The organism is Methylocystis heyeri (assembly GCF_004802635.2).
Lineage (GTDB): Bacteria > Pseudomonadota > Alphaproteobacteria > Rhizobiales > Beijerinckiaceae > Methylocystis > Methylocystis heyeri.
The window spans coordinates 945,299-966,996 of record NZ_CP046052.1 but is presented as its reverse complement, the minus strand read 5'-3'; the positions used below and the strand labels follow the sequence as shown (position 1 = coordinate 966,996).

Annotated in this window: 21 protein-coding genes and 1 pseudogene; 18 read left to right on the top strand and 4 right to left on the bottom strand. The window is 60.2% G+C overall.

Features of this window, described 5'->3' with window-relative positions:
- Nucleotides 1–41: 41 nt before the first annotated feature.
- The 18 genes and pseudogenes from H2LOC_RS04315 to H2LOC_RS04230 all read left to right on the top strand — a co-directional run bounded on the left by H2LOC_RS04315 (nt 42) and on the right by H2LOC_RS04230 (nt 17,713).
- Complete coding sequence (locus H2LOC_RS04315; RefSeq protein ID WP_136495265.1) at nt 42–620, top strand: hypothetical protein; 579 nt, start codon at nt 42–44, stop codon at nt 618–620.
- A 109-nt stretch (nt 621–729) separates the two neighbouring features.
- Nucleotides 730–1,311, top strand: a complete 582-nt coding sequence (locus H2LOC_RS04310; RefSeq protein ID WP_136495264.1) for a hypothetical protein — start codon at nt 730–732, stop codon at nt 1,309–1,311.
- 106 nt (nt 1,312–1,417) lie between these two features.
- Nucleotides 1,418–2,005 (top strand): hypothetical protein, encoded by a 588-nt coding sequence (locus H2LOC_RS04305; RefSeq protein WP_136495263.1) that lies wholly within the window; start codon nt 1,418–1,420, stop codon nt 2,003–2,005.
- Nucleotides 2,006–2,222: 217 nt separating this feature from the next.
- On the top strand, nt 2,223–2,783 hold the full coding sequence (locus H2LOC_RS04300) for a hypothetical protein (RefSeq protein ID WP_136495262.1): 561 nt from the start codon (nt 2,223–2,225) through the stop codon (nt 2,781–2,783).
- Between the two features lie 177 nt (nt 2,784–2,960).
- A complete protein-coding gene (locus H2LOC_RS04295) occupies nt 2,961–4,157 on the top strand; it encodes a bifunctional 2-C-methyl-D-erythritol 4-phosphate cytidylyltransferase/2-C-methyl-D-erythritol 2,4-cyclodiphosphate synthase (RefSeq protein WP_136495261.1) in 1,197 nt (398 codons plus the stop codon).
- A gap of 250 nt (nt 4,158–4,407) precedes the next feature.
- Entirely contained in the window at nt 4,408–8,994 is a 4,587-nt protein-coding gene (locus tag H2LOC_RS04290; protein ID WP_154331570.1) for an RHS repeat-associated core domain-containing protein, read from the top strand.
- A gap of 13 nt (nt 8,995–9,007) precedes the next feature.
- Entirely contained in the window at nt 9,008–9,433 is a 426-nt protein-coding gene (locus H2LOC_RS04285; RefSeq protein ID WP_154331569.1) for a DUF6968 family protein, read from the top strand.
- A gap of 36 nt (nt 9,434–9,469) precedes the next feature.
- Nucleotides 9,470–10,393, top strand: a pseudogene (locus H2LOC_RS04280) (RHS repeat domain-containing protein); the annotation flags it as partial.
- A 9-nt stretch (nt 10,394–10,402) separates the two neighbouring features.
- Entirely contained in the window at nt 10,403–11,005 is a 603-nt protein-coding gene (locus H2LOC_RS04275; RefSeq protein WP_136495257.1) for a tetratricopeptide repeat protein, read from the top strand.
- A 229-nt stretch (nt 11,006–11,234) separates the two neighbouring features.
- A protein-coding gene (locus tag H2LOC_RS04270) for an IS3 family transposase (RefSeq protein ID WP_136495120.1) occupies nt 11,235–12,388 on the top strand; the annotation gives its coding sequence in 2 pieces (ribosomal slippage) (nt 11,235–11,484 and nt 11,484–12,388; 1,155 coding nt in all).
- Between the two features lie 4 nt (nt 12,389–12,392).
- On the top strand, nt 12,393–12,989 hold the full coding sequence (locus H2LOC_RS04265) for an RHS repeat-associated core domain-containing protein (RefSeq protein WP_136495256.1): 597 nt from the start codon (nt 12,393–12,395) through the stop codon (nt 12,987–12,989).
- A 74-nt stretch (nt 12,990–13,063) separates the two neighbouring features.
- Nucleotides 13,064–13,459: a hypothetical protein gene (locus H2LOC_RS04260; protein WP_136495255.1), complete on the top strand. Its 396-nt coding sequence runs from the start codon at nt 13,064–13,066 to the stop codon at nt 13,457–13,459.
- Nucleotides 13,460–13,638: 179 nt separating this feature from the next.
- A complete protein-coding gene (locus H2LOC_RS04255) occupies nt 13,639–15,318 on the top strand; it encodes an RHS repeat domain-containing protein (RefSeq protein WP_154331567.1) in 1,680 nt (559 codons plus the stop codon).
- A 42-nt stretch (nt 15,319–15,360) separates the two neighbouring features.
- Nucleotides 15,361–15,561, top strand: a complete 201-nt coding sequence (locus H2LOC_RS04250) for a hypothetical protein (RefSeq protein ID WP_136495253.1) — start codon at nt 15,361–15,363, stop codon at nt 15,559–15,561.
- Between the two features lie 7 nt (nt 15,562–15,568).
- Nucleotides 15,569–16,210 carry an RHS repeat domain-containing protein gene (locus tag H2LOC_RS04245; RefSeq protein ID WP_136495252.1) on the top strand — a complete coding sequence of 214 codons (642 nt, stop codon included), beginning with the start codon at nt 15,569–15,571 and terminating at the stop codon, nt 16,208–16,210.
- Between the two features lie 15 nt (nt 16,211–16,225).
- Nucleotides 16,226–16,612, top strand: coding sequence for a hypothetical protein (locus tag H2LOC_RS04240; protein ID WP_136495251.1), 387 nt, complete (start codon nt 16,226–16,228; stop codon nt 16,610–16,612).
- Nucleotides 16,613–16,750: 138 nt separating this feature from the next.
- The gene (locus tag H2LOC_RS04235; protein WP_136495250.1) at nt 16,751–17,185 is read left to right on the top strand and encodes a hypothetical protein; all 435 of its coding nucleotides are present in this window, start codon (nt 16,751–16,753) and stop codon (nt 17,183–17,185) included.
- A 33-nt stretch (nt 17,186–17,218) separates the two neighbouring features.
- Complete coding sequence (locus H2LOC_RS04230) at nt 17,219–17,713, top strand: CinA family protein (protein WP_136495249.1); 495 nt, start codon at nt 17,219–17,221, stop codon at nt 17,711–17,713.
- On the opposite strand, the gene H2LOC_RS04225 is transcribed toward H2LOC_RS04230, so the two are convergent.
- The 4 genes from H2LOC_RS04225 to lipA all read right to left on the bottom strand — a co-directional run bounded on the left by H2LOC_RS04225 (nt 17,682) and on the right by lipA (nt 21,622).
- Nucleotides 17,682–18,164, bottom strand: coding sequence for a type II toxin-antitoxin system RatA family toxin (locus H2LOC_RS04225; RefSeq protein WP_136495248.1), 483 nt, complete (start codon nt 18,162–18,164; stop codon nt 17,682–17,684). The two genes, H2LOC_RS04230 and H2LOC_RS04225, sit on opposite strands and share 32 nt — an antisense overlap.
- A 75-nt stretch (nt 18,165–18,239) precedes the next feature.
- Nucleotides 18,240–19,595 carry a sensor histidine kinase gene (locus tag H2LOC_RS04220; RefSeq protein WP_136495247.1) on the bottom strand — a complete coding sequence of 452 codons (1,356 nt, stop codon included), beginning with the start codon at nt 19,593–19,595 and terminating at the stop codon, nt 18,240–18,242.
- A gap of 11 nt (nt 19,596–19,606) precedes the next feature.
- The gene (locus H2LOC_RS04215; RefSeq protein WP_136495246.1) at nt 19,607–20,290 is read right to left on the bottom strand and encodes a response regulator transcription factor; all 684 of its coding nucleotides are present in this window, start codon (nt 20,288–20,290) and stop codon (nt 19,607–19,609) included.
- Between the two features lie 333 nt (nt 20,291–20,623).
- Entirely contained in the window at nt 20,624–21,622 is a 999-nt protein-coding gene (gene lipA, locus H2LOC_RS04210; RefSeq protein ID WP_136495245.1) for a lipoyl synthase, read from the bottom strand.
- Nucleotides 21,623–21,698: the final 76 nt, after the last annotated feature.

Genomic DNA, 21,698 nt, shown 5'->3' with positions numbered 1-21,698 from the left:
ACCTCGCCGCCATAGTTTTTGCCATATTTGGGGGCTTTCAAATGAAACATCGCCGCGTCTGTCTTCTGGCCTGCGCCTATGCAATTTCGGCGATGTCGGGTTTCGGCCTATCCGGCGCCGCCGCCCAAACGGCCGGCCCCGGCCTCGTCTACCCGCCCGCCGCGGCGCCGAACAGTTTCTCCAACGCAATGGATCTGGCCGCGGGCAATTTTCAGTCACTGATCGGACCCAGCTCCTCCACGATAGTTCTGACCACATTTTCGTGGCAGAATCCGTCCGACCAAACCAACGGCGCGACCGCCACCTTGACGCTCTTCATCATTTACAGCGATACTCAGAGTTGTGGCGGACTCGCAGGCTTCGCCCCAATCGGACGTTTTGGCGCCAAGCCAAGCCAGACTTTCCAAAGCGCGATTCCAGGCGGATTTACACTGAAACCTCAAGCCCCCGGCCAGTATTGGTGTTTGATGGGGAGCATATCGATCCAGGGTAACCCGAGTAGCTATCTTCAACCAATGTTCGGCTATACCGCCAATCTCATAAGCGGCACGGCTCCGAACACGGCCTCGGCCGGGGTGCAGGCCATCGTGCCCAACGCCGCTCGCCCGGTCGCGCATTAGCATAAGCCGAACGAGAGGCGGCCGCTGCTTCCTTTGCGTATGTATCGCGCACGAGCCGGCGACCGTCTCCTCCGCGCAATAGATTTTTGGTATTTTTGGGAGAGTTGAAATGAAACACCGCCGCACGCGCCTGCTCGCCAGCGCCTTCTCGCTTCTAGCGACGTCGGGTTTCGTCATTCCAGGCGCCGCCGCCCAAACCGCGGCCCCCGGCGTCGTCTACCCGCCCGCCGCGCCGCCGCCGAACAGTTTCTCCAACGCAATGGATCTAACTCCGGGCAATGGTCAGTCACTGATCGGACCCAGCTCCTCCACAATAGTGCTGACCACATTTTCGTGGTACAATCCGCCCGACCAAACCAACGGCGCAACCGCCACCTTGACGCTCTACATCATTTACGGCGCCGCCCAGAATTGTTACGGACGCGCAGGAATCGCCCCAATCGGACGTTTTGACGCCAAGCCGGGCCAGACTTTCCAAAGCGCGATTCCAGGCGGATTTACAGTGAAACCTCGAGACCCCGGCCAGTATTGGTGTTTGATGGGGAGCATATCGATCCAGGGTAACCCGAGTAGCTATCTTCAACCAATGTTCGGCTATACCGCCAATCTCATCAGCGGCACGACTCCGAACACGGCCTCGGCCGGCGTGCAAGCCGCCATGCCCGGCGCCGTGCAACCGATCGGGCATTAGGATTGGTAGCCGAGCGGTCGCCGTTAAGGCGAGCAAGGCGCAGCCTGCAACGAGACGCCGAAACCCGATTTCGCCGCTATGAATTTCTGGTTTTTTGGAGATTGATATGAAACATCGTCGCGCTTGTCTTCTGGCCTGCGCCTATGCAATTTCGACGACGTCGGGTTTCGTCATTCCAGGCGCCGCCGCCCAAACGGCCGGCCCCGGCCTCGTCTACCTGCCTTCCGCGCCGCCGCCGAACAGTTTCTCCTACGCAATGGAACTGGCTGCGGGCAATGGTCAGTCACTGATCGGACCCAGCTCGTCCACGATAGTTCTGACCACATTTTCGTGGGAGAATCCGTCCGACCAAACCAACGGCGCGACCGCCACCTTGACGCTCTACATCATTTATGGCGCCACCCAGAGTTGTGGCGGACGCGCAGGCCTGACTCTAATCGGACGTTTTGACGCCAAGCCAGGCCAGACTTTCCAAAGCGAGATTCCAGGCGGATTTACAGTGAAACCTCGAGACCCCGGCCAGTATTGGTGTTTGATGGGGAGCATATCGATCCAGGGTGACCCGAGTAGCTATCGTCTCCCGGTGTTCGGCTATACCGCCAATCTGATCAGCGGCTCGCTCGCGAACACGGCCTCGGCCGGGGTGCAAGCCGCCATGCCCGGTGCTGTTCCTCTGATAGGGCATCAGCCCTGACTGACGCCTGCATCGCCGCCTCTCGGCATGAAGGGCTTTCTCTTCTGTCGACAAGCTGGCGGGATCGAGCGACGCCTCCTCGAAGGACCAAAGGGAGTCACAGATCTCTATCGCAAAGGCGAAAATGCCGCAGTTTTCATCAGCCCCCCCCAACTTGCCGATGGCCTCGCCAGCCAGCATATTCGAGAGGAGCCACCGCAAACGGTTGGAGGTTTCGATGAAACTCCGCTCGCATTTATTCGCCTGCATTCCGGCTGCGCTGGTCGCTCTCCCGCTTTCCCAAGCCGCGGCCCAGGGGGTCAACCCGGCGCCGGGCATCATCAATTCGCCTCCGAACAGCTTTTTCGGCGCGGTCGCGGTCAGCGTCGCCAACCGGCTGCAGCTGCTCGGCCCCAGCGGCTCGACCGCCGTGCTGAACTATCTGACCTTCGCCAATCATTTCACCCAGAGGAACGAGGCCACGGCGGCGATTTACGTCTATTTCAACCAGAGCTCCGCGGCCGACTGCGGCAATTCCGAAGGCTATTCGGTCATTGGTCTTTTCGAGGCCCAGCCCGGCCAGACCTTTCAAACCACATTTCCGAGCGGCATCACCCTCAAGCCCGCCGCGCCCGGTCATTACTGGTGCCTGATGGGCTCGGTTTCGATCGCCGGCAATCCAGGCTATTACGCCGCTCCGATCTTCGGCTACGCCGGCTATGTCCTGAACGGCCCGCCTCCCCTGTCCTTTTTGGCCGCGGACCCGCTGAACCTCTCCCTCGCGACCCGCACGCATTGACGCGGCGGGCTTGCGCTTGAGCTTGGCGCGAAGCTGATCTTCAGGCGTTTTCAAGCGCCCCTGGAGAAAATATGAGATGAATTGTCATTTCGGCATTGCCCAAGGCGTCGCTGACGAACGGGGTTGCGCCTCTGATGCAGCATTGACGGCGCAAGGAAAAAACTTCACAGCAGCGGCATGACCGCGACCTCTTCAATCGCCTTTCTCGTCGTCGCCGGCGGACGCGGCTCGCGCGCCGGCGAAGGCCTCCCCAAACAATATCGCCCGCTCCTCGGCCGCAGCGTGCTCGCCCATACGCTGAAGGCGCTGCACGCCGCCGCGCCGCAGGCGGTGCTGGCGACCGTGATCCACGCCGACGACCGCGAACTTTACGACGCCGCGGCGCAGGAACTCCCGGCGGACGCGCGCGAGCGGCTGCTGGCGCCTTCGACCGGCGGCGCCTCGCGGCAGGACAGCGTGCGCAACGGCCTCGAGGCGCTGGCGTCGCTGGAGAAGCCGCCCAAAGTCGTGCTGATCCACGACGCCGCCCGCCCCTTCGCCGATGCGGCTCTGATCGCCAGGGCGATCGACGCCGCGCTGGATCACGGGGCGGCGGCGCCGGGCGTCGCTCTCGCCGATACGGTCAAGGAGGTGGACGCCGCAGGAAAGGTGACGGCGACGCCGGAGCGCGCGCGCCTGCGCGCCGTGCAGACGCCCCAGTCCTTCGCCTTCGATCTGATCCTGCAGGCCCACCGGACGGCGGCGTCGAAGGCGCTGGAATTCACCGACGACGCCATGATAGCCGAGCACGCCGGCCATGCCGTCCATATCTTTGAAGGCGACCCCGCCAATTTCAAGCTGACGACCCGGGAGGATTTCTTGCGCGCCACGGCCCTGTTGCTGAACGCCCTGCCCGATGTGCGCACCGGCCAGGGTTATGACGTTCACGCCTTCGCCGAGGGCGAAAAAGTCTGGCTCGGCGGCGTCGCTATTCCCCACAGCCATGGGCTCGCCGGACATTCCGACGCCGACGTGCTGATGCACGCCATCACCGACGCCATTTTCGGCGCCATAGCCGACGGCGACATCGGCTCGCATTTTCCGCCTTCCGATCCGCAGTGGAAAGGCGCCGCCTCCTCGATCTTTCTGAAACGCGCCTGCGAGCGCGTGCGCGAGCGCGGCGGCATGATCGCCCATATCGACGCCACCATCGTTTGCGAGCTGCCGAAAATCGGCCCGCATCGCGACGCGATCCGCGCCAGCCTCGCCGCCATCATGGATCTCGATATCGACCGCGTGGCCATCAAGGCGACGACCTCAGAGAAGCTCGGCTTCACCGGCCGCCAGGAAGGCATGGCGGCGCTCGCCATTGCGACGGTGAGACTGCCGGGGTAGAGCGCCCTGCCCCTTAAACGGCTTCCCCCATAAAAATACTTGTGGATAAGCAGCCCGATCAGTCTCGCGCGATAGCTGCAGCGCAGTGTCGACTACCCGTCGCTTCGCGATCCAAATCGAAATGGTCTCACAATAATTTCTTGTTCAAGCTTTGATGGAAAAGGCCTTCTCCCCGCCCGTGTTGAAATTTGACTCGTCGACGCCGGGGCGGTTTGTTTTGGTTAACAAATAGTTTCAGGCGGAGTTTCAAATGAACCGGGTTGCTCATTTCGCCGTCCGTGCGTTGTGCATGGTGGCCATTCTCTTCGGCGTGGCGCAAAGGGACGCCGAGGCGCAATCTTTTCCGCAGGGAAGCCAGGGTTGGTTCACCGTCATGAACCAACAACCGGGATATTATGGGGCAACGCCCGCGGACGCCTGTCAACATCAGTGGCAGGCCTACAACGCCACCGCCAAGAGCGTTTTTGTCGCCGCGGTGCCCACCAGCAACCCCAATACCTACCAATGCGACTGGACCAAGTTCTATGATCGCTGCAATGGCGGCATCAACAGTTGCGGCACGATCGGGCCAACCATCGTATGGCTAACCTGTTCAGCCGGCTATACCGCGGTCGGCGGAAACTGTTCCCCAAACGAGCAGATCACCCCGCCTCTGCCTCCTGGCTGCTCGTCTTCCAAATCCACCTCAGGACCTGGAATAGGTTCGGCGCCCAACCCCCCGCTCAACTCCCCCAACGCCGGCAATCCCATCGCCATCTTCGACGGCGCCAAGCTCGAAGAGGAAACCGATTTCGAGACCGCCGGCGACAAGGGACGACTTTACGTCAGTCGGTTTTATCGCAGCCGTGCGCCGTCTGCGGTGATCGCGCGCAAAGGCGAAGTTCGAGGCTCAGTGGGCGGCTGGCGGTTCAACTTCCTGTCTGAAATTCATCTCGCGAGCGATACGTCATTCGCGCAATATATTTACCTGAAGACGGGCGTAACTCTATATCTGCCGAATGGGCTTGCTCTCGATTTTGCTCAAAGCGGCAACAGCTTTGTTCCATCGGGCACGATCCAGACGCGCTACAGTCTCCAATTTGTTGGAACGCCCCCCAGCGATTGGACACAGATAACATACACCCCGACGCAATGGCGGCTGATCGACGCCGACGAGAACAGGGTCTGGACCTTTCAGACCTTTCGGCAAATCAATTCCAGTGACAGCAACGGAGCGCCGCTTTACCTGATTGCTCGTCCGATTTCGATGAGCGAAGGTCAATATGTCTGGAACTTCTCTTACGATCAATATGGCGCGCTCCAAAGCATAACAGATAGCTATGGAATGTCGCTTGCCGTCGCCTGGAACTATTTCCAATATCCGGACACGAGCGTCGGCAATACGAACCCCGTGCCGGTAAGCATCGCTAGCATCACCCCTTCCAACGGCACATCGCTTGTTTATACCTACGATCCGCCGCTGCAGTCGGGCGCTTCGGTCATGAACGTCGGCCGCCTCGTGCAAAAGCAGCTCATCGCTGGCGGCAGTGTGCTGGATTACACCACCTACCAATATGAAAACGCACTGTTTCCGACTTTCCTGACCGGAGTGACCGACGCTCGCGGCGTCAGATACGGAACCTTCGCCTATGACGGACTGGGGCGCGCGACCTCGACCCAGCATGCCGGCGGCCTGGATAATTATTCCATCGCCTATAACCAGCCCTCGACCACGCTGCCCAATGATTTGGTGCGCTACGTCACCAATCCGCTCGGCAAGGTGGCGGAATATCACTGGACCCATCCGAGCAATTCCTACCTCTCGACCTTGACGTCGGTGGTCGGCGAACCAAGCACGAATTGCGTCGGCACGACGCGCGGCTGGACCTATGACTCCAATTATTTCGTCGCTTCGGAGACAGACGAGGAAGGTCGCGTCATCGCCTATGTGCGCGACGCGAAAAACCGCCCGACTTCGATCACGCGTGGTTATGGGACCTCGCAAGCCGTCACGACCAATGTCGCCTGGCATGCAACTTTGAACCTGCCGACGCAGATCGCGGTTCCAGGGCAGACGATCTCGGCTACCTACAACGCCGGCGGGCTTGTCACGCAGATCCAGCAACTCGACACCACGACGCAAAGCGTTCCCTATTCCACCAGCGGGCAGACCAGAACCTGGAGCTATGTCTATAACTCCACCGGGCAATTGACCTCGGTCACCGATCCCGCGGGCGCGGTGACCGCTTACGCCTACAACGCCAATGGCGGCCTGCAGTCGGTCACCGATCCGGTCGGGAACGTCACGACCGTCACCTCATGGAATTCGCTTCGCCAGCCCACGTCGCTGACCGACCCCAATGGCGTCGTGGTCAATCTCGCTTACGAGCAGACCCATGGATGGCTGACAAGTCTGACGGCCGACGCCGCGGGAACTCCCGCGATCACCACGATCGCCTATGACGCGGTGGGAGACGTCACAAAGATCACCCTGCCCAACGGCGCTTACGAGACCTATTCCTATGACGGCGCCCGCCGGCTGATGAGCGTCGCGAATTCGGCCGGAGAAACCATCAGCTACGCCCGCAACGCCAATGGCGACACAACTTCGACCAGCGTATCGGGAGGCGTCGGCGCCGGCTTTGCCGAGACCAGGGTTTTCGACGAACTCGGGCGGGTCATCAAGTCTATCGGAGCGCAATCGCAGGCCTATGGTTTCGCCTATGATCGAACCGACAACCTCGTCTCGGTCGCGGACCCGCGCTCGAATGTGTTCTCCTATGGGTTCGACGCGCTCAACCGCCTGAACAAGGAGGTCGACGAGAGCGGCGCGACGGTCAATCTCGCGCGCGACGGCCAGGACAACATCACCGGCTATCAGGATCCGCGCGCCAATGTGACCAGCTATGTCCGCAACGGCTTCGGCGAGGTGATCCAGGAGGTCTCGCCCGACCGCGGCGCCACGACCTATGTGCGCGACGCGGGCGGCCGTGTAACGCAGAGGACCGATCCGCGCGGGATCGTGACCAATTATTCCTACGACGCCGCGGGCCGTATCAGCTACAAGAGCTACAACGGCTATCCGGCCTCGCAATATGGGCAGGGCTTCGCCTGGGATTACACCGGCGACGGCAACAAGGGCGCGGGCCGGCTGGTCGGCCTCTACAGCGAAACCGGCAATGACTGGCTGGTCTATGACGCCCAAGGCAGGGTGACGGTCGATTATCGCACCACCAGTCCCGCTCCCTCAGTGGCCGTCTATTACAGCTACGACGCCGCGGGCAATATCGTCTCCATGACTTATCCCTCCGGGCGGACCGTCAACTTTGGACGCGACGCCATCGGCAGGATCAGCTCGATCACGACAAGGCAGAACTCCGCCGCGCAGGATCAGGCCATCCTGTGGCTGGCGCAGTGGAACCCCTATGGGCCGCTGGCCTCGATGAGCTTCAACAACGGCCAGACCACCAATTTCACGCTCGACAGCAGCTATCGCGTGAAGCGGGTGCAGACCGGATGGTCGGCGAGCCCCAGCGGCAGCGTCGATCTCAACCTGTCCTGGACCGGCGACATGGTGGATTCGATCGTCGACAACAACAATCCCGGCACGAGTCCGCCCTTCACCTATGGCGCGCAGTCGCAGAGCTTCACCTATACGCCGACGCGGCGGCTGGCTTCGGCGAGCGGCTATTACGGCCAATATTCCTGGACCTACGACGGCGTCGGCAACCGCCTCACCGAGACCGGCAACGGCGTCCTGTCGAGCTATCTCTATCCGCTCGGCTCCAACCGGCTGCAGTCGGTGGCCACAGGGAGCAGCACGCGCAGCCTCGGCTATGACGCCGCCGGCGATGTGGCCAGCGACAGCAGCGCGGCGGGCTCCAATATCGCGATGAACTACAGCTACGACGTCGAGGGGCGGCTGGCCAAAGCCTCTCGGGCCGGGGCGCCGAGCAATGGCGGCAGCTATGGCTATGACGCGCTGAACCGGCTGGTCTCGCGAACCGTCACCAGCGGCGCGACCACGACGACGACGCTCTACGTCCACGACACCCACAACCACATCATCGCCGAGCTGGACAGCGCCGGCGTCACACATCGCGAATATATCTGGCTGAACGACCTGCCGGTGGCGGTGGTGGATCAGGTCAACACCTCGACCCCGCAGGTTTACATGGTCCACACCGACCATCTCGGCCGCCCGGTGCTGATGATCTCGACCGCGGGCGCCTGGGTCTGGAACGCGATCTACAATCCCTTCGGCGCGGTGAGCTATATCTGGTCCAGCCCCGCGGTGATGGACATCCGCTTTCCGGGGCAGTGGTTCCAGCTCGAAACCGGCCTCGCCTATAATTGGCATCGGCACTATGATGCGAGCCTCGGGAGGTATCTGCAGCCCGATCCGATCGGGTATGCCGGCGGGCGGAGTCTTTACGGCTATGTCGGCGGGAATCCGCTGGCATATGGGGATCCCGATGGCCGCAACCCCTCGCCTATCCTGATCGGTGGAGAAATTGGCGCCGACATCGGCACTGCGATTTTGCCAGGCGCCGGAACGATTATCGGCGCAGCCGCAGGCGGCCTAGCCGGAGCGGGCGTGAGTTGGGGTGTCCTGGATTGGGTGTCCAATCAATTCTGCAGTCGGAAACGTGAAACGCGGGATGATCGTTATCAAAAATGTTTGAGGGCCGCGGAAGGCGGGGAAGATGATTGGGTTGCTTTTTGTGACACAATATCAAAGAAAGAGCGAAACAATGTTGTTGGGGGGCAACAAGCACACATGGCCTGTTTAAGTCATACTTTTAACTCGGTTCAGGAAAAGCGGAACTGGTGTGAAAACCAATACGGTGACCACTGATCGGGAGACTGGCATGGTCGATGAAATCTTCGCCCCAATGTGCGAGATGGCGTTCGTTGGAGAGGAAACAGGTAAGCGGATAACCGTGCGGTTGGCGGCGCCCGTTCCCGATAGTGAGACCGGCGACTGGTATTGCCTGAGCGAGATTGCCGTAAACGAGAAAGCTGAACGTAGGCGCAACTATGGAACCTCTCCGTTCCAAGCGATAATCGAGGCGCTGACGCGGTTCAGGGTCTTTTTTGAAAAACAGACTGAACCGTTCGTGACGACTGAGGAATATCCGGATGCTGCTTATGTAATTTTTCCGAAGTACATTCCTTGGGTCTATGGACTGGACGTTTACCAACGGCTGCGCGGAATGGTCGACGCGGAGGTTCAGAAAATCGAGGACGAGCTGACCCGACGGCGCGAGGCGCGGGGCCGAAAGGAAGAGGGATAAGGGAGCAGCACGCGCAGCCTCGGCTATGACGCCGCCGGCGATGTGGCCAGCGACAGCAGCGCGGCGGGCTCCAATATCGCGATGAACTACAGCTACGACGTCGAGGGGCGGCTGGCCAAAGCCTCTCGGGCCGGGGCGCCGAGCAATGGCGGCAGCTATGGCTATGACGCGCTGAACCGGCTGGTCTCGCGAACCGTCACCAGCGGCGCGACCACGACGACGACGCTCTATGTCCACGACACCCACAACCACATCATCGCAGAGCTGGACACTGCCGGCGTCACGCATCGCGAATATATCTGGCTGAACGACCTCCCCGTCGCGGTGGTGGATCAGGTCAACACCGCGACCCCGCAGATTTACATGGTCCACACCGACCATCTCGGCCGCCCGGTGCTGATGATCTCGACCGCGGGCGCCTGGGTCTGGAACGCGATCTACAATCCCTTCGGCGCGGTGAGCTATATCTGGTCCAGCCCCGCGGTGATGGACATCCGCTTTCCGGGGCAGTGGTTCCAGCTCGAAACCGGCCTCGCCTACAACTGGCATCGGCACTACGACGCCAGCCTCGGTAGGTATCTGCAGCCGGATCCGCTGATAAAGGACAAGGAGCGTGTGACCGTTGCCGGCATTCCAACAGATACTTTCGCTGCGTGGAAGCGAGACGCTGCTACTATTGCAGCGCCCTTCGATAATCTGAGTGTTATCGAGCTATTCCAGCTCCAAGCCCCGCTGATTAACCCCGCTGGACACACGGAAAGAGCGTTATTTCCGGACGGGCCGGCTCGCTTCGGTTACGCTGAACAAAATCCGCTAGTATACGAGGACCCTGAGGGTCTTTGGGATTGGCGCAAATTCTGGCGAGTGTGCTACACGCTGATCTGCTGGAAGGAGTTCCCAGAACCACCTAAGGCTCCGCCACCGCCGCCGCCGTCCATCTCGCGAAAGAACTGTCCATAGGAGAGCCCGATGTACCCGGACATCGATTGGGAGCGAGAGCCCGACATCGAGGCATTGCGCAAGGCTTACTCACGATTGGAAGGAGACAGAGCTGGAGCGATAGCAATCCTAAAGGATTTAGCGGAGCGAGGTTCAATAGCGAGCATATGGTATCTCGCCGACGCTTATTTGGAAGAAAATTCAAAGAGCGGAATTTCTCAAGCGCAATTTTGGCTCGCGCGCGCCGAAGACGCTGGATGGATCCAGGCGTCGTACAGGCTTGGGCGGATTGCTTTTCAGGAAAAGGATTACAAGGCAGCTTTTGACGCATTTTCAAGAGGGGCGGCAACTAATTACACGCCTGCAATTTACAGGCTCGCTATGATGTACAAAGAAGGTCTGTCAACGAAGCGGGATTTTATTGAAGCAAAACGATTGCTCGAGGTTGCGGCCCAACGAGGCCATCTTTTTGCCAAGCGTGATCTTGCCGGGATTTATCTCAGTGGGGCGCTGGGATGGCAAGCGGCCATCTGCGGTTTCTTGATGTTGCTCAAGTTACTGTTTGAATTGTTAGGCATTGCTTTGACTTTCGGATGGAGGTCTCCTAATTTTCCCATCAGGATATTGGCATAGCAATCATGTTGACGCGCATATAACGCCCTCCCGCCGCCGCGACAAAATCGGGACGCCCCGCGTTCAGCAAACCCCGGCAGAGATCCACTCAAAATCCGCGGGGAGCTGTCCAGGAGACCATGAGGAAGTGTGGGGCGGTCATGCTGCCTGAGCCTGAATGTTGCGGATTGAGCTGCTGCCGGTTTGGTGGACACCGAGATAAGGTGTTTTACGGAACCGGAGGTGGAGCATGGAACGGCGTCAGTTCAGCCGGGAGTTCAAGGTCGAAGCGGTCCGTTTGGTGCGCGAGCGCGGCGTAAGCGTTGCGCAGGCGGCGCGGGATCTGGAACTGCACGAGAACATGCTGCGGCGTTGGGTGAAGGAATTGGCGGCTGATCCGGCCGCCGCCTTTCCTGGTCAGGGGCAGATGAAGCCCGAGCAGCTTGAAATCGAGCGCCTGCGGCGCGAAGTCACCAAGCTGCGGGCGGAGCGCGACATCCTAAAAAAGGCCGCGGCCTTCTTTGCGAGGGAAGCGAAATGAGGTTCGCTTTTATCGCAAAGCACCGTTCGATCTGGCCGGTGGCGTGGCTCTGCAAAGCGCTGGATGTCTCCCGGTCGGGTTTTCACGCCTGGCTCAAGCGCGGACCGAGCGCTCGCGACAAGCTTGATGAGGAGATGACGGCCTCCATCCGGGCGAGCTTTGTCGCCAGCGCCAGAACCTATGGCGCACGCCGGGTCTGGCGGGATGTTCTGGCTGACGGCTTTTGCTGCGGACTGCATAAGATCGAGCGCTTGATGCAGGAAAACGCCTTGCGGGCGCGGCCTCGCCGGCGTGGCTTGCCCAAAGACGGCGGTCAGCGGCTCGCCGACGCCGTGGCGCCGAATGTTCTGGACCGCCAGTTCGTCGCCGAGCGGCCGAACCAGAGGTGGATCGCCGACTTCACCTACATCTGGACGGCAGAGGGCTGGCTGTATGTCGCCGCTGTCATCGACTTGTTCTCGCGGCGTGTTGTCGGCTGGTCCATGAAGGCCGAGATGACCGCGCAATTGGTGGCGGACGCCCTGATCATGGCGATCTGGCGACGCGGCAGGCCAGACGCCTTGCTGCACCACTCCGACCAGGGCAGCCAATACACCAGCGACCACTTCCAGCGCCTGATGGCCGACAACGGCGTCACCTGTTCGATGAGCCGATCCGGCAACGTCTGGGACAATGCGGCGATGGAGTCGTTCTTCTCGTCGATGAAAACCGAGCGCGTCGCCAGGAAAATCTACCGGACGCGCGACGAGGCCAGGGCAGATGTGTTTGATTATATCGAGCGCTTCTACAACACCGTCCGCCGTCACTCGACCATCGGCTATCTCAGCCCGGTTGAGTTCGAGCGGAAGGTCGCATTAGCTTAACCAGCTGTCCACCAAACCGGCAGCAGCTCATTACGATGCGTCGCTGGGGAGGTATGTGCAGCCGGATCCGCTGGGGCTCGGGACGCTGCTCAGCGACGGCCCGAGCGCCTATGGCTATGTCGGCGGGAACCCGCTGGCGCACGAGGATCCGGAAGGCCTAACTTACAAGAGTAACATTTTGTACTTCTTAGATTGGGTTACGGGTCTCGGACAGAGGGTGCGTCGTTACGGACAGAATGACCTAGAAACCCAAGAAATGATGCAATCGCCCGGGGCAGCTAAAATGCGAATTGCATACAACAAAATGCATTGTCCAGAGCGCTGGAGGCAGGAAGCTTATTATTCTCGGACAGCTTTTTGGGACACTTTGATTAACCCAAAAACCGCCGACTGGGGAAGTACTGCGGCCGAGGTCGGCGGTTGGGCCGGTGCGACCATAACGGACAATAGCAATGGCTTGATAACATTCAGAATTCATAATGAATCCGGTATTCGCTCTTGGACGCATTTGTTTCCTAACTCCCCTCTTACTTGGGGGCCGTTCAGGACTATTATTCAGGATTTTGAGTGGTCCGAGCTAAAACAATGTGGATGTCAATGATACGGCTTGTTATAAATTATGCATCAGCATTAGTTTTGATGCTGGCTTTCTGTAGTATCATATTGTACAGATGTATGAGTGATGTTGCTTGGACGGATGGGGATTTCTCTCTTGTATATGTTGACTCTAGAGAGCAGATGCAACTAATTATTGGGTCTGACAACGAAGAGTCTAAGCTGCTTGTTGGGCCTACTGTGTTTGCTATTGGCGAAAACGAAGATGTTTTCATAGTAATGCAGCACCCATATGTCGATGTAATAAATTCAAGCAGCGCAAACATGGGGAATAGGCTTGTAACTAACTACTATTATTTTGAAAAAGCGTACATTTTACGCGCTCGAGACAACAGTAAGGGTGGGGTAGATTTTTCAAAGTTGGTAAACGGCCCAATGAGCGACGATGAGTTTTATAAAGTGTCTCGCGTCAAGAATTTTCCAAAATTCAGTGTGATATTTCGTGATCTTCAGTAAAGGTGAGATAGCTGTAGTGTACCTAAAAATAATGTTATCAGGTTTTCTTCATCACTTCCTGTTTGCCCTTGGCACGATCAGCGGAGAGACTATAGTTTGGCAGTGGGGAAAGAAAATTGGTTTGGTCCCTCGGGCAGGGCATAGCCGATCCGGCAGCGCCATGACGAGACCTAATTGGATTGCCGGCCATCTACAGCGAAACCGGCAACGACTGGCTGCAATATGACGCGCAGGGGCGCGTGGTGGTCGATTATCGCACCACCAATCCCGCTCCTTCCGTGGCCGTCTATTACAGCTACGACGCCGCGGGCAATATCGTCTCCATGACTTATCCCTCCGGGCGGACCGTCAACTTTGGACGCGACGCCATCGGCAGGATCAGCTCGATCACGACAAGGCAGAACTCCGCCGCGCAGGATCAGGCCATCCTGTGGCTGGCGCAGTGGAACCCCTATGGGCCGCTGGCCTCGATGAGCTTCAACAACGGCCAGACCACCAATTTCACGCTCGACAGCAGCTATCGCGTGAAGCGGGTGCAGACCGGATGGTCGGCGAGCCCCAGCGGCAGCGTCGATCTCAACCTGTCCTGGACCGGCGACATGGTGGATTCGATCGTCGACAACAACAATCCCGGCACGAGTCCGCCCTTCACCTATGGCGCGCAGTCGCAGAGCTTCACCTATACGCCGACGCGGCGGCTGGCTTCGGCGAGCGGCTATTACGGCCAATATTCCTGGACCTACGACGGCGTCGGCAACCGCCTCACCGAGACCGGCAACGGCGTCCTGTCGAGCTATCTCTATCCGCTCGGCTCCAACCGGCTGCAGTCGGTGGCCACAGGGAGCAGCACGCGCAGCCTCGGCTATGACGCCGCCGGCGATGTGGCCAGCGACAGCAGCGCGGCGGGCTCCAATATCGCGATGAACTACAGCTACGACGTCGAGGGGCGGCTGGCCAAAGCCTCTCGGGCCGGGGCGCCGAGCAATGGCGGCAGCTATGGCTATGACGCGCTGAACCGGCTGGTCTCGCGAACCGTCACCAGCGGCGCGACCACGACGACGACGCTCTACGTCCACGACACCCACAACCACATCATCGCCGAGCTGGACAGCGCCGGCGTCACGCATCGTGAATATATCTGGCTGAACGACCTGCCGGTGGCGGTGGTGGATCAGGTCAACACCGCGACCCCGCAGGTTTACATGGTCCACACCGACCATCTCGGCCGCCCGGTGCTGATGATCTCGACCGCGGGCGCCTGGGTCTGGAACGCGATCTACAATCCCTTCGGCGCGGTGAGCTATATCTGGTCCAGCCCCGCGGTGATGGACATCCGCTTTCCGGGGCAGTGGTTCCAGCTCGAAACCGGCCTCGCCTACAATTGGCATCGGCATTATGATGCGAGCTTGGGGAGGTATATTCAGCCGGATCCGCTGCGAGTGGATGAGAAGACCGGCCCGACGATCGCGGGTGTCAGCCCGTTGCTGTTGGTGCCAGGCGCCCTGTCCGCCGATGAAAACATTCGACTTGCTGGAGCGCCGCTCCTTTCCTCTGTCGCGCCAGCGACAGCAGACACTTCGCCGCTACGGTCGAACTATCCTGACGGCCCGAGCATTTACGGCTATGGCGCGCAAAACCCGCTGGCGAAGAAAGATCCGAGTGGATTAGCGGTGGGTGGCGGCGGCTTCTCCATCAAAAATTCATCCAATATAAGCAAGTGCGTGAATTGCGACGCCGTTCTACGGGGCTGCCGCCAAGGATGCAGCGATATGTTCGTGGAAGGGTTAATCAGAGGTCCTGGAGATTTGCGCAAATGTATTAGAGAGTGTATGCAGGCACATGACTGTCACGATTTTTAATGATTGATGGGCAAGGCACCGTTTGGCAATAGTGAGGGCAGAATGTCTAAAGATGAAATGCAGCAGCTCATTTCGGCTCTTGAGCTCTTTGAAAAAAACCTAGAATACCCAATGTATCTTGGCTCCGTTAGCGAAGATAGATTTGTAAGGCAAGTCATAGGGGAGTTTGCAGCTAAAATTATAGCCGACCTCAACTACGACATAATTCCTAAGCTTAAAGCTCACGCGGAGACTGGCGCCTAAGATTTACATGGTCCACACCGACCATCTCGGCCGCCCGGTGCTGATGATCTCGACCGCGGGCGCCTGGGTCTGGAACGCGATCTACAATCCCTTCGGCGCGGTGAGCTATATTTGGTCCAGCCCCGCGGTGATGGACATCCGCTTTCCGGGGCAGTGGTTCCAGCTCGAAACCGGCCTCGCCTACAATTGGCATCGGCATTATGATCCGAGCCTCGGGAGGTATATCCAGCCGGATCCGCTGGGGCTGACCGCGCTGATGAGCGACGGGCCGAGCGTCTATGGCTATGTCGGCGGGAATCCGCTGGCGAAAGTCGATCCGCGCGGCACCCAAGAGGTGGGAGTGTGCGTTATCGGTGGACTCGCCAATCCCCTTTGCGACGTCGCGATCGTTCAAACCGGGATCGAAGCTTGTTTTGTGGGCTACGAGCTGTATCTGTCTTCGTCTCGAACCGGAAGCTGCTCATGTTCACACCGAGATATTTACAGCCCGGGGGGCGTAAGCTGCCAAACTTTACGTGAACTCGGAACCTGCCCTGATCGTTATAAAGGCATCGGAAATGATCGGGCCTCGTGTCAGAAAAACGCGAGAGAAAATGCCAAGGAAGAGTGTCGCGGATGCTTAGGTCATTGCCATTTTACGTCCGATTAATGGATAGAGGCTGACATGATCACAGATAGCCGCGATACTAGATTCCTGAACGTTGATTTAGAGCTGTATTACAAAGCCGATTTTCGCGAACTGGAGAACGAGTTCCGCGAAAAGGCTATTGTTTTACAGAACTACAACGGGTTTTTATCCGTTGAAAGCAACGGTAACGCTCTAGATATCACCGCAACCATAGCCGAGTTAACTGACGTCGTATCAGGACTTTCGGATGAAGCTAGGAAAATATGGGATGCGTGCGATATCAGGCGCTTCAATATTGGGATTAGTTCTGGCATAAAACAAGGGCAATACGTATTCTCAATATCAGATAAAACCATTTCTGTGCTTTCATCAATAAACGCAGAGCTTGCTGTTACTATATATCGTGTTGATGACAGCGCCTAGATTCTGTCAGCTAAGTAATTCGATGGCGGCGCCGTTGATGTGAACGCGAGCGAACGCAAATATTTTCTCGATGCTGGGAGTTTTCGAGAGCTACGGTGAGTTAGGGCCGCCAGAATAGCCTTTAACGCCGCCGGCGATGTGGCCAGCGACAGCAGCGCGGCGGGCTCCAATATCGCGATGAACTACAGCTACGACGTCGAGGGGCGGCTGGCCAAAGCCTCGCGGGCCGGGGCGCCGAGCAATGGCGGCAGCTATGGCTATGACGCGCTGAACCGGCTGGTCTCGCGAACCGTCACCAGCGGCGCGACCACGACGACGACGCTCTACGTCCACGACATCCACAATCACATCATCGCCGAGCTGGACAGCGCCGGCGTCACGCATCGCGAATATATCTGGCTGAACGACCTCCCCGTCGCGGTGGTGGATCAGGTCAACACCTCGACCCCGCAGGTTTACATGGTCCACACCGACCGTCTCAGCCGCCCGGTGCTGATGATCTCGACCAGGGCGCCTGGGTCTGGAACGCACGCGTCCCCCGCCCCCATCTCAAAACAACGAAAGATCGGTTAGACTCCCGCCCAGCCTGTGCGAGAGTCCGCCCCGATGACCGAAACCGAAACCCACGACGACGCCGCCGCCCTGCTCGCCGAATGCCGCGAGCTGAAACTGGTCGTAGCGACGGCGGAATCCTGCACCGGCGGCCTGGTTGCGGCCGCGATAACCGACATTCCCGGCTCTTCCGACATTTTCGACCGCGGCTTCGTCACCTATTCCAACAAGGCCAAGCAGGAAATGCTGGGCGTGGCGGCGCGGACGCTGCTGCAATTTGGCGCCGTGAGCGCCCAGACCGCGATAGAAATGGCCGAAGGCGCGCTCAAACATTCGCGCGCCGATCTCGCCGCCTCTATCACCGGCGTCGCCGGCCCCGGCGGCGGCACGGCGCAAAAGCCGGTCGGGCTGGTCCATTTCGCCTGCGCGCGGCGCGGCCGGGAGACCGTTCATGTCGAGCGGCGCTTCGGCGCTCTGTCCCGCCATGAGATCAGAGCGGCCTCGGTAAAACAGGCGCTCAATATGCTGCTGGAGACCGTCCGTATATGAGGTCCGCGCGCTTCACGAAAGCGTCCGAATATTTGTGAAAAGCCTTGTCGAACATCGCGCCCATCAGCATGCCGAGCGCCATGCTCTTGAATTCATAGGCGATGTAAAACTCCACCAGCGACCGCGGCTCGCCGTTGGGACCGGAAGGCTCGTCCCGGAAGGTCCAGCGATTGTCGAGCTTCTTGAACGGCCCGTCGATATATTCGACGCTGATTTCGAGCTTGGGCCGGTTGCAGGTCACGCGGCTGGCGTAGCGCTCGCAGATGGCCTTGAAACCGACCTGCATTTCCGCGACGATGACCTCGACCCCCTCACCCGCCTGGCTGCGGCGACGCACCCGAATGCCCTCGCAGAGCGGGACGAATTTGGGATAGGATTCGACGTCGCTGACAAGGGCGAACATGTCGGCGGCTGCGTGGCTTACCCTGCGGCGATCGCGAAAGCTTTTCATGAGCCTTCCCATAAAATAATTCCGCCTCCTCTGCCAGAGCCAGAGTTGGGAAGGCGGGCGGCCCGGCAGGCGCGATCAAGCCGCGCGGGGCGGCAGGGTTATCCTGAATGTGGCGCCGCCGCCGGGGGTTTCTTCGACGGTCACGTTGCCGCCGAGCGCGGTCATGGTTTCCCTGACGATGGCGAGGCCGAGCCCCGTCCCCGGCGCGGTCTCGGCGCCCCGCCAGAACGGTTCGAAGATCATCTCGCGCAGTTCCGCGGGGACGCCCGCGCCATGATCGACGACCTCGATCGAGACCCCCGGCTCGACCCGGACCAGCACGACCCCGCCCGAGGGCTCGGCGCGGATGGCGTTGTCGAGAAGATTGGCCATGGCGCATTCTATGGCGCGGGGGTCCCCCCGAACCAGAAGGGGCCCCGAAGGGCCGACGAATTCGATCTCTTTGCGGCTCGCGATCACCAGAGGCGCGTAATCGGCGACGAGCGTCCTCGCGGTCGCGACGACATCGGTCGAAACATCGGCGGGAGCGCCATTCTCGCCGAGCCGGGCCGCGATCAGCAGCTGGTCCACGATGGTCTGAACCCGGCGCACGTCGTGCCTGACTTCCGCGATGCAATCGATTTCCGGAAGGGCGTCGATGCGGGCGCGCAGAATGGCGACCGGCGTGCGCATTTCATGCGCGGCGTTGGCGGCGAATCGACGCTGGCGGGCAGCCCCGGCGTCGAGCCGCTCCAGAGCTTCGTTCACCGCCTTGACCAGCGGGAGCGCCTCCATCGGGATATTCTCCTCTGGAATGCGCTGGTCGATGGAGTTCATGTCGATGCGCGCGGCGAAATCGGCCGCCCGCAGCAAGGGCTCCAGCCCGCGCCGCGCCGCGCCCGCCGTGATCAGGGCCGCGGCGGCGAAGACCGGCAGGAAGTAAATGAAATTGTCGCGCGCATTGTCGCGGAAAAAATAGAGAAAATCGCTGACGTGGAACCGATAGCCGTAGGTCACGATGAAAACGCGGCCGACGGAAGTGTCCTCCTTGGTCAGCGCGCCGCGAAGGGACGGGTCTCCCATTCCATCGAGCGTGAAATTCATCGCGAGCGCCTTCACCCCGCCCATCGAATTGAGGCGCGCCACGAGGTCCGGCGACGACCCCTCGAAGGCGGAGGCCTGGGAGAGGTCGAAAACCGCAAATCTGAGCGCCGGGTTCTGCTGCAGATGAAGCGCGAGGGAGCGCGTCGGCCTGATGAAGGGAACGCCGTGGGAGTCGCGCCGCAAGGATTCAGCGACCTGGGCGCGGATGCGGTTCTCGCCGAGATCGTCGAGCTTCATGTCGAGATCTGCCCGCAGGCCGGTCAGCGTGAGCGGGATATTTATGATCCAGACGAAGACATATACGAGGATCTGGCCGATCAGCAGATAGCCGACCAGCCTGGAAGTCAAAGAAAAGCTCTTCACGGCTGCGCTTTGGCGAGCATATAGCCGATTCCGCGGATGGGATGGATCACCACCCCCGCTTCATTCTCGTTGAGATGCTTGCGCAGCCTCGACACCAGCGCGTCCAGAGCATTGGACTGAAACCCCTCCTCCTCGCCGGCATAGACTTCCTCCAGCAGGGTTTCCCGAGGCGTCGCGCGCCCGTCCCGACGGATGAGAGCGTCGAGCAAGGCCAATTCGCGGCGATGCAGAACCATGGGCCGCCCATGCACATTGACCTCGCGCGAGCGCAGATCGAAGGACAGAGCGCCGACCGTGATGGGAGGCTCCGCGGAGCCTTCTCCGCTGCGCCTGAGGTTGGCCCTGATCCGCGCCAGCAGCTCGTTGATGTCGAACGGCTTGGTCAGGTAATCGTCGGCGCCGCTGTCGAGGCCGGCGATCTTGTCCGCCACGGTGTCCAGGGCCGTGAGCATGATGACCCTCACCCCGGTGTGAGACCGGCGTAAATCGGGGATCAGCGAGACGCTGTCTCCGTCCGGGAGCCGCCTGTCGAGCAGGGCGAGAGAGTAGGACCCGGCTGCGAGCGCGTCCCTGGCGTCCCTGAGCGTCGGCGCCAGCTTGACCTCGAAACCGCTCCGCTCGAGCCGGTCGGCGATGAGCCGCGCGAGTTCCACTTCGTCTTCGACAACGAGAATGCGCATTATGTTCAAGCCCGCCTTGCCGGCGCGCGAGGCAAAGGCGCCCGCCGCCGTAGGCCTCGGCCAAAACCGGAGCGGCGCGGCGCGCCTCCCCGAACCCGGCTCGCGGCCCTTGTTCAAGATGACAGAAAAGGTTCGCACGGCCCGGCCGAGAGCCCAGCCGCAGCCGCCTTCAACGCAACTTTTCTAATATGCGGCCCAGTATAGGCGCAAGTGAATAAAACTACATCCGTCGTCTCGCCTCGTATTAGCGCGGTGCAATCTTCGCGTAACGTTATACAGGCCAGAATGTATGCTTGCATCGACGACGCAGTACACGCCGAGATGCAGACTCACTCAGGCCTGTGTCAGGCTCGACTTCGAATCCATCCGCTTTCGTCTCAACCTCTCGAAATCGGAGCCGGCGTGATGCGAGGAGCGGGTGAGCGGCGAAGCCGCCACCATCTCGAAGCCCTTGGCATAGGCCAGGGCCTCATAGGCTTTGAAAGCCTCCGGCGTGACGAATTCGACCACCTGATGATGCTTGCGCGTCGGCTGCAGATACTGGCCGATGGTGAGGAAATCGACCTCCGCGCTGCGCAGATCGTCCATCGCCTGGGAGACCTCGTTGCGTTTTTCCCCGAGGCCGACCATCAGCCCCGACTTGGTGACGATATCGGGATTGAGTTCCTTGGCCCGCTGCAGAAGCCGCAGTGAATGGAAATAGCGCGCGCCGGGCCGAACCGTCGGATAGAGCCCGGGCACGGTCTCCAGATTGTGGTTGAAGACGTCGGGAGGGGCTGAGACCACGGTTTCAAGCGCGCCGTCCTTGCGCAGGAAGTCGGGCGTGAGGATTTCTATCGTCGTCGAAGGACACCGACGGCGGATCGCCTCGACCGTGCGTGCGAAATGCGCCGCGCCGCCGTCGGGAAGATCGTCGCGGTCCACGGAGGTCACGACGACATGGCGGAGGCCGAGAGCGCTGGTCGCCTCGGCCACTCTTTCCGGTTCGGTCGGATCGAGCGGCGCGGGCAGACCGGTGGCGACATTGCAGAAGGCGCAGGCGCGCGTGCACACCTCGCCCATGATCATGAATGTGGCGTGCTTTTTCTCCCAGCATTCGCCGATGTTGGGACAGGCCGCCTCCTGGCACACAGTGGCGAGGCCGCTCGTTTTCAGCAATTCGCCGGTTTCCCGCCACAAGGCCGAACCCGGGGCCCTAACCCTTATCCAGGCCGGCTTGCGGGCCACGGGCTGATCGGGGCGATGCGCCTTTTCCGGATGCCTCTCCGCTCTGGCGTTTTCGGTCGCGCGCCGCCGCGGGTCGTCGTTCAGGAGATCGATCTGCACAGGCATGGGAGCGTGTCCAGGAAGAAAGATCGACCGATATTAAGCGCACGCGGAACAATTTGCGAGGAGCAATGCAGACCCG

Bases quoted from the DNA above. Each gene is read 5' to 3' on its own strand.
- H2LOC_RS04310 (WP_136495264.1), top strand. From the start codon at position 730: ATGAAACACCGCCGCACGCGCCTGCTCGCCAGCGCCTTCTCGCTTCTA.
- H2LOC_RS04240 (WP_136495251.1), top strand. From the start codon at position 16,226: ATGATCACAGATAGCCGCGATACTAGATTCCTGAACGTTGATTTAGAG.
- H2LOC_RS04300 (WP_136495262.1), top strand. From the start codon at position 2,223: ATGAAACTCCGCTCGCATTTATTCGCCTGCATTCCGGCTGCGCTGGTC.
- H2LOC_RS04215 (WP_136495246.1), bottom strand. From the start codon at position 20,290: ATGCGCATTCTCGTTGTCGAAGACGAAGTGGAACTCGCGCGGCTCATC.
- H2LOC_RS04285 (WP_154331569.1), top strand. From the start codon at position 9,008: ATGGTCGATGAAATCTTCGCCCCAATGTGCGAGATGGCGTTCGTTGGA.
- H2LOC_RS04275 (WP_136495257.1), top strand. From the start codon at position 10,403: ATGTACCCGGACATCGATTGGGAGCGAGAGCCCGACATCGAGGCATTG.
- H2LOC_RS04245 (WP_136495252.1), top strand. From the start codon at position 15,569: ATGGTCCACACCGACCATCTCGGCCGCCCGGTGCTGATGATCTCGACC.
- lipA (WP_136495245.1), bottom strand. From the start codon at position 21,622: ATGCCTGTGCAGATCGATCTCCTGAACGACGACCCGCGGCGGCGCGCG.
- H2LOC_RS04305 (WP_136495263.1), top strand. From the start codon at position 1,418: ATGAAACATCGTCGCGCTTGTCTTCTGGCCTGCGCCTATGCAATTTCG.
- H2LOC_RS04250 (WP_136495253.1), top strand. From the start codon at position 15,361: ATGTCTAAAGATGAAATGCAGCAGCTCATTTCGGCTCTTGAGCTCTTT.
- H2LOC_RS04260 (WP_136495255.1), top strand. From the start codon at position 13,064: ATGAGTGATGTTGCTTGGACGGATGGGGATTTCTCTCTTGTATATGTT.
- H2LOC_RS04295 (WP_136495261.1), top strand. From the start codon at position 2,961: ATGACCGCGACCTCTTCAATCGCCTTTCTCGTCGTCGCCGGCGGACGC.
- H2LOC_RS04225 (WP_136495248.1), bottom strand. From the start codon at position 18,164: ATGAAAAGCTTTCGCGATCGCCGCAGGGTAAGCCACGCAGCCGCCGAC.
- H2LOC_RS04315 (WP_136495265.1), top strand. From the start codon at position 42: ATGAAACATCGCCGCGTCTGTCTTCTGGCCTGCGCCTATGCAATTTCG.
- H2LOC_RS04230 (WP_136495249.1), top strand. From the start codon at position 17,219: ATGACCGAAACCGAAACCCACGACGACGCCGCCGCCCTGCTCGCCGAA.
- H2LOC_RS04290 (WP_154331570.1), top strand. From the start codon at position 4,408: ATGAACCGGGTTGCTCATTTCGCCGTCCGTGCGTTGTGCATGGTGGCC.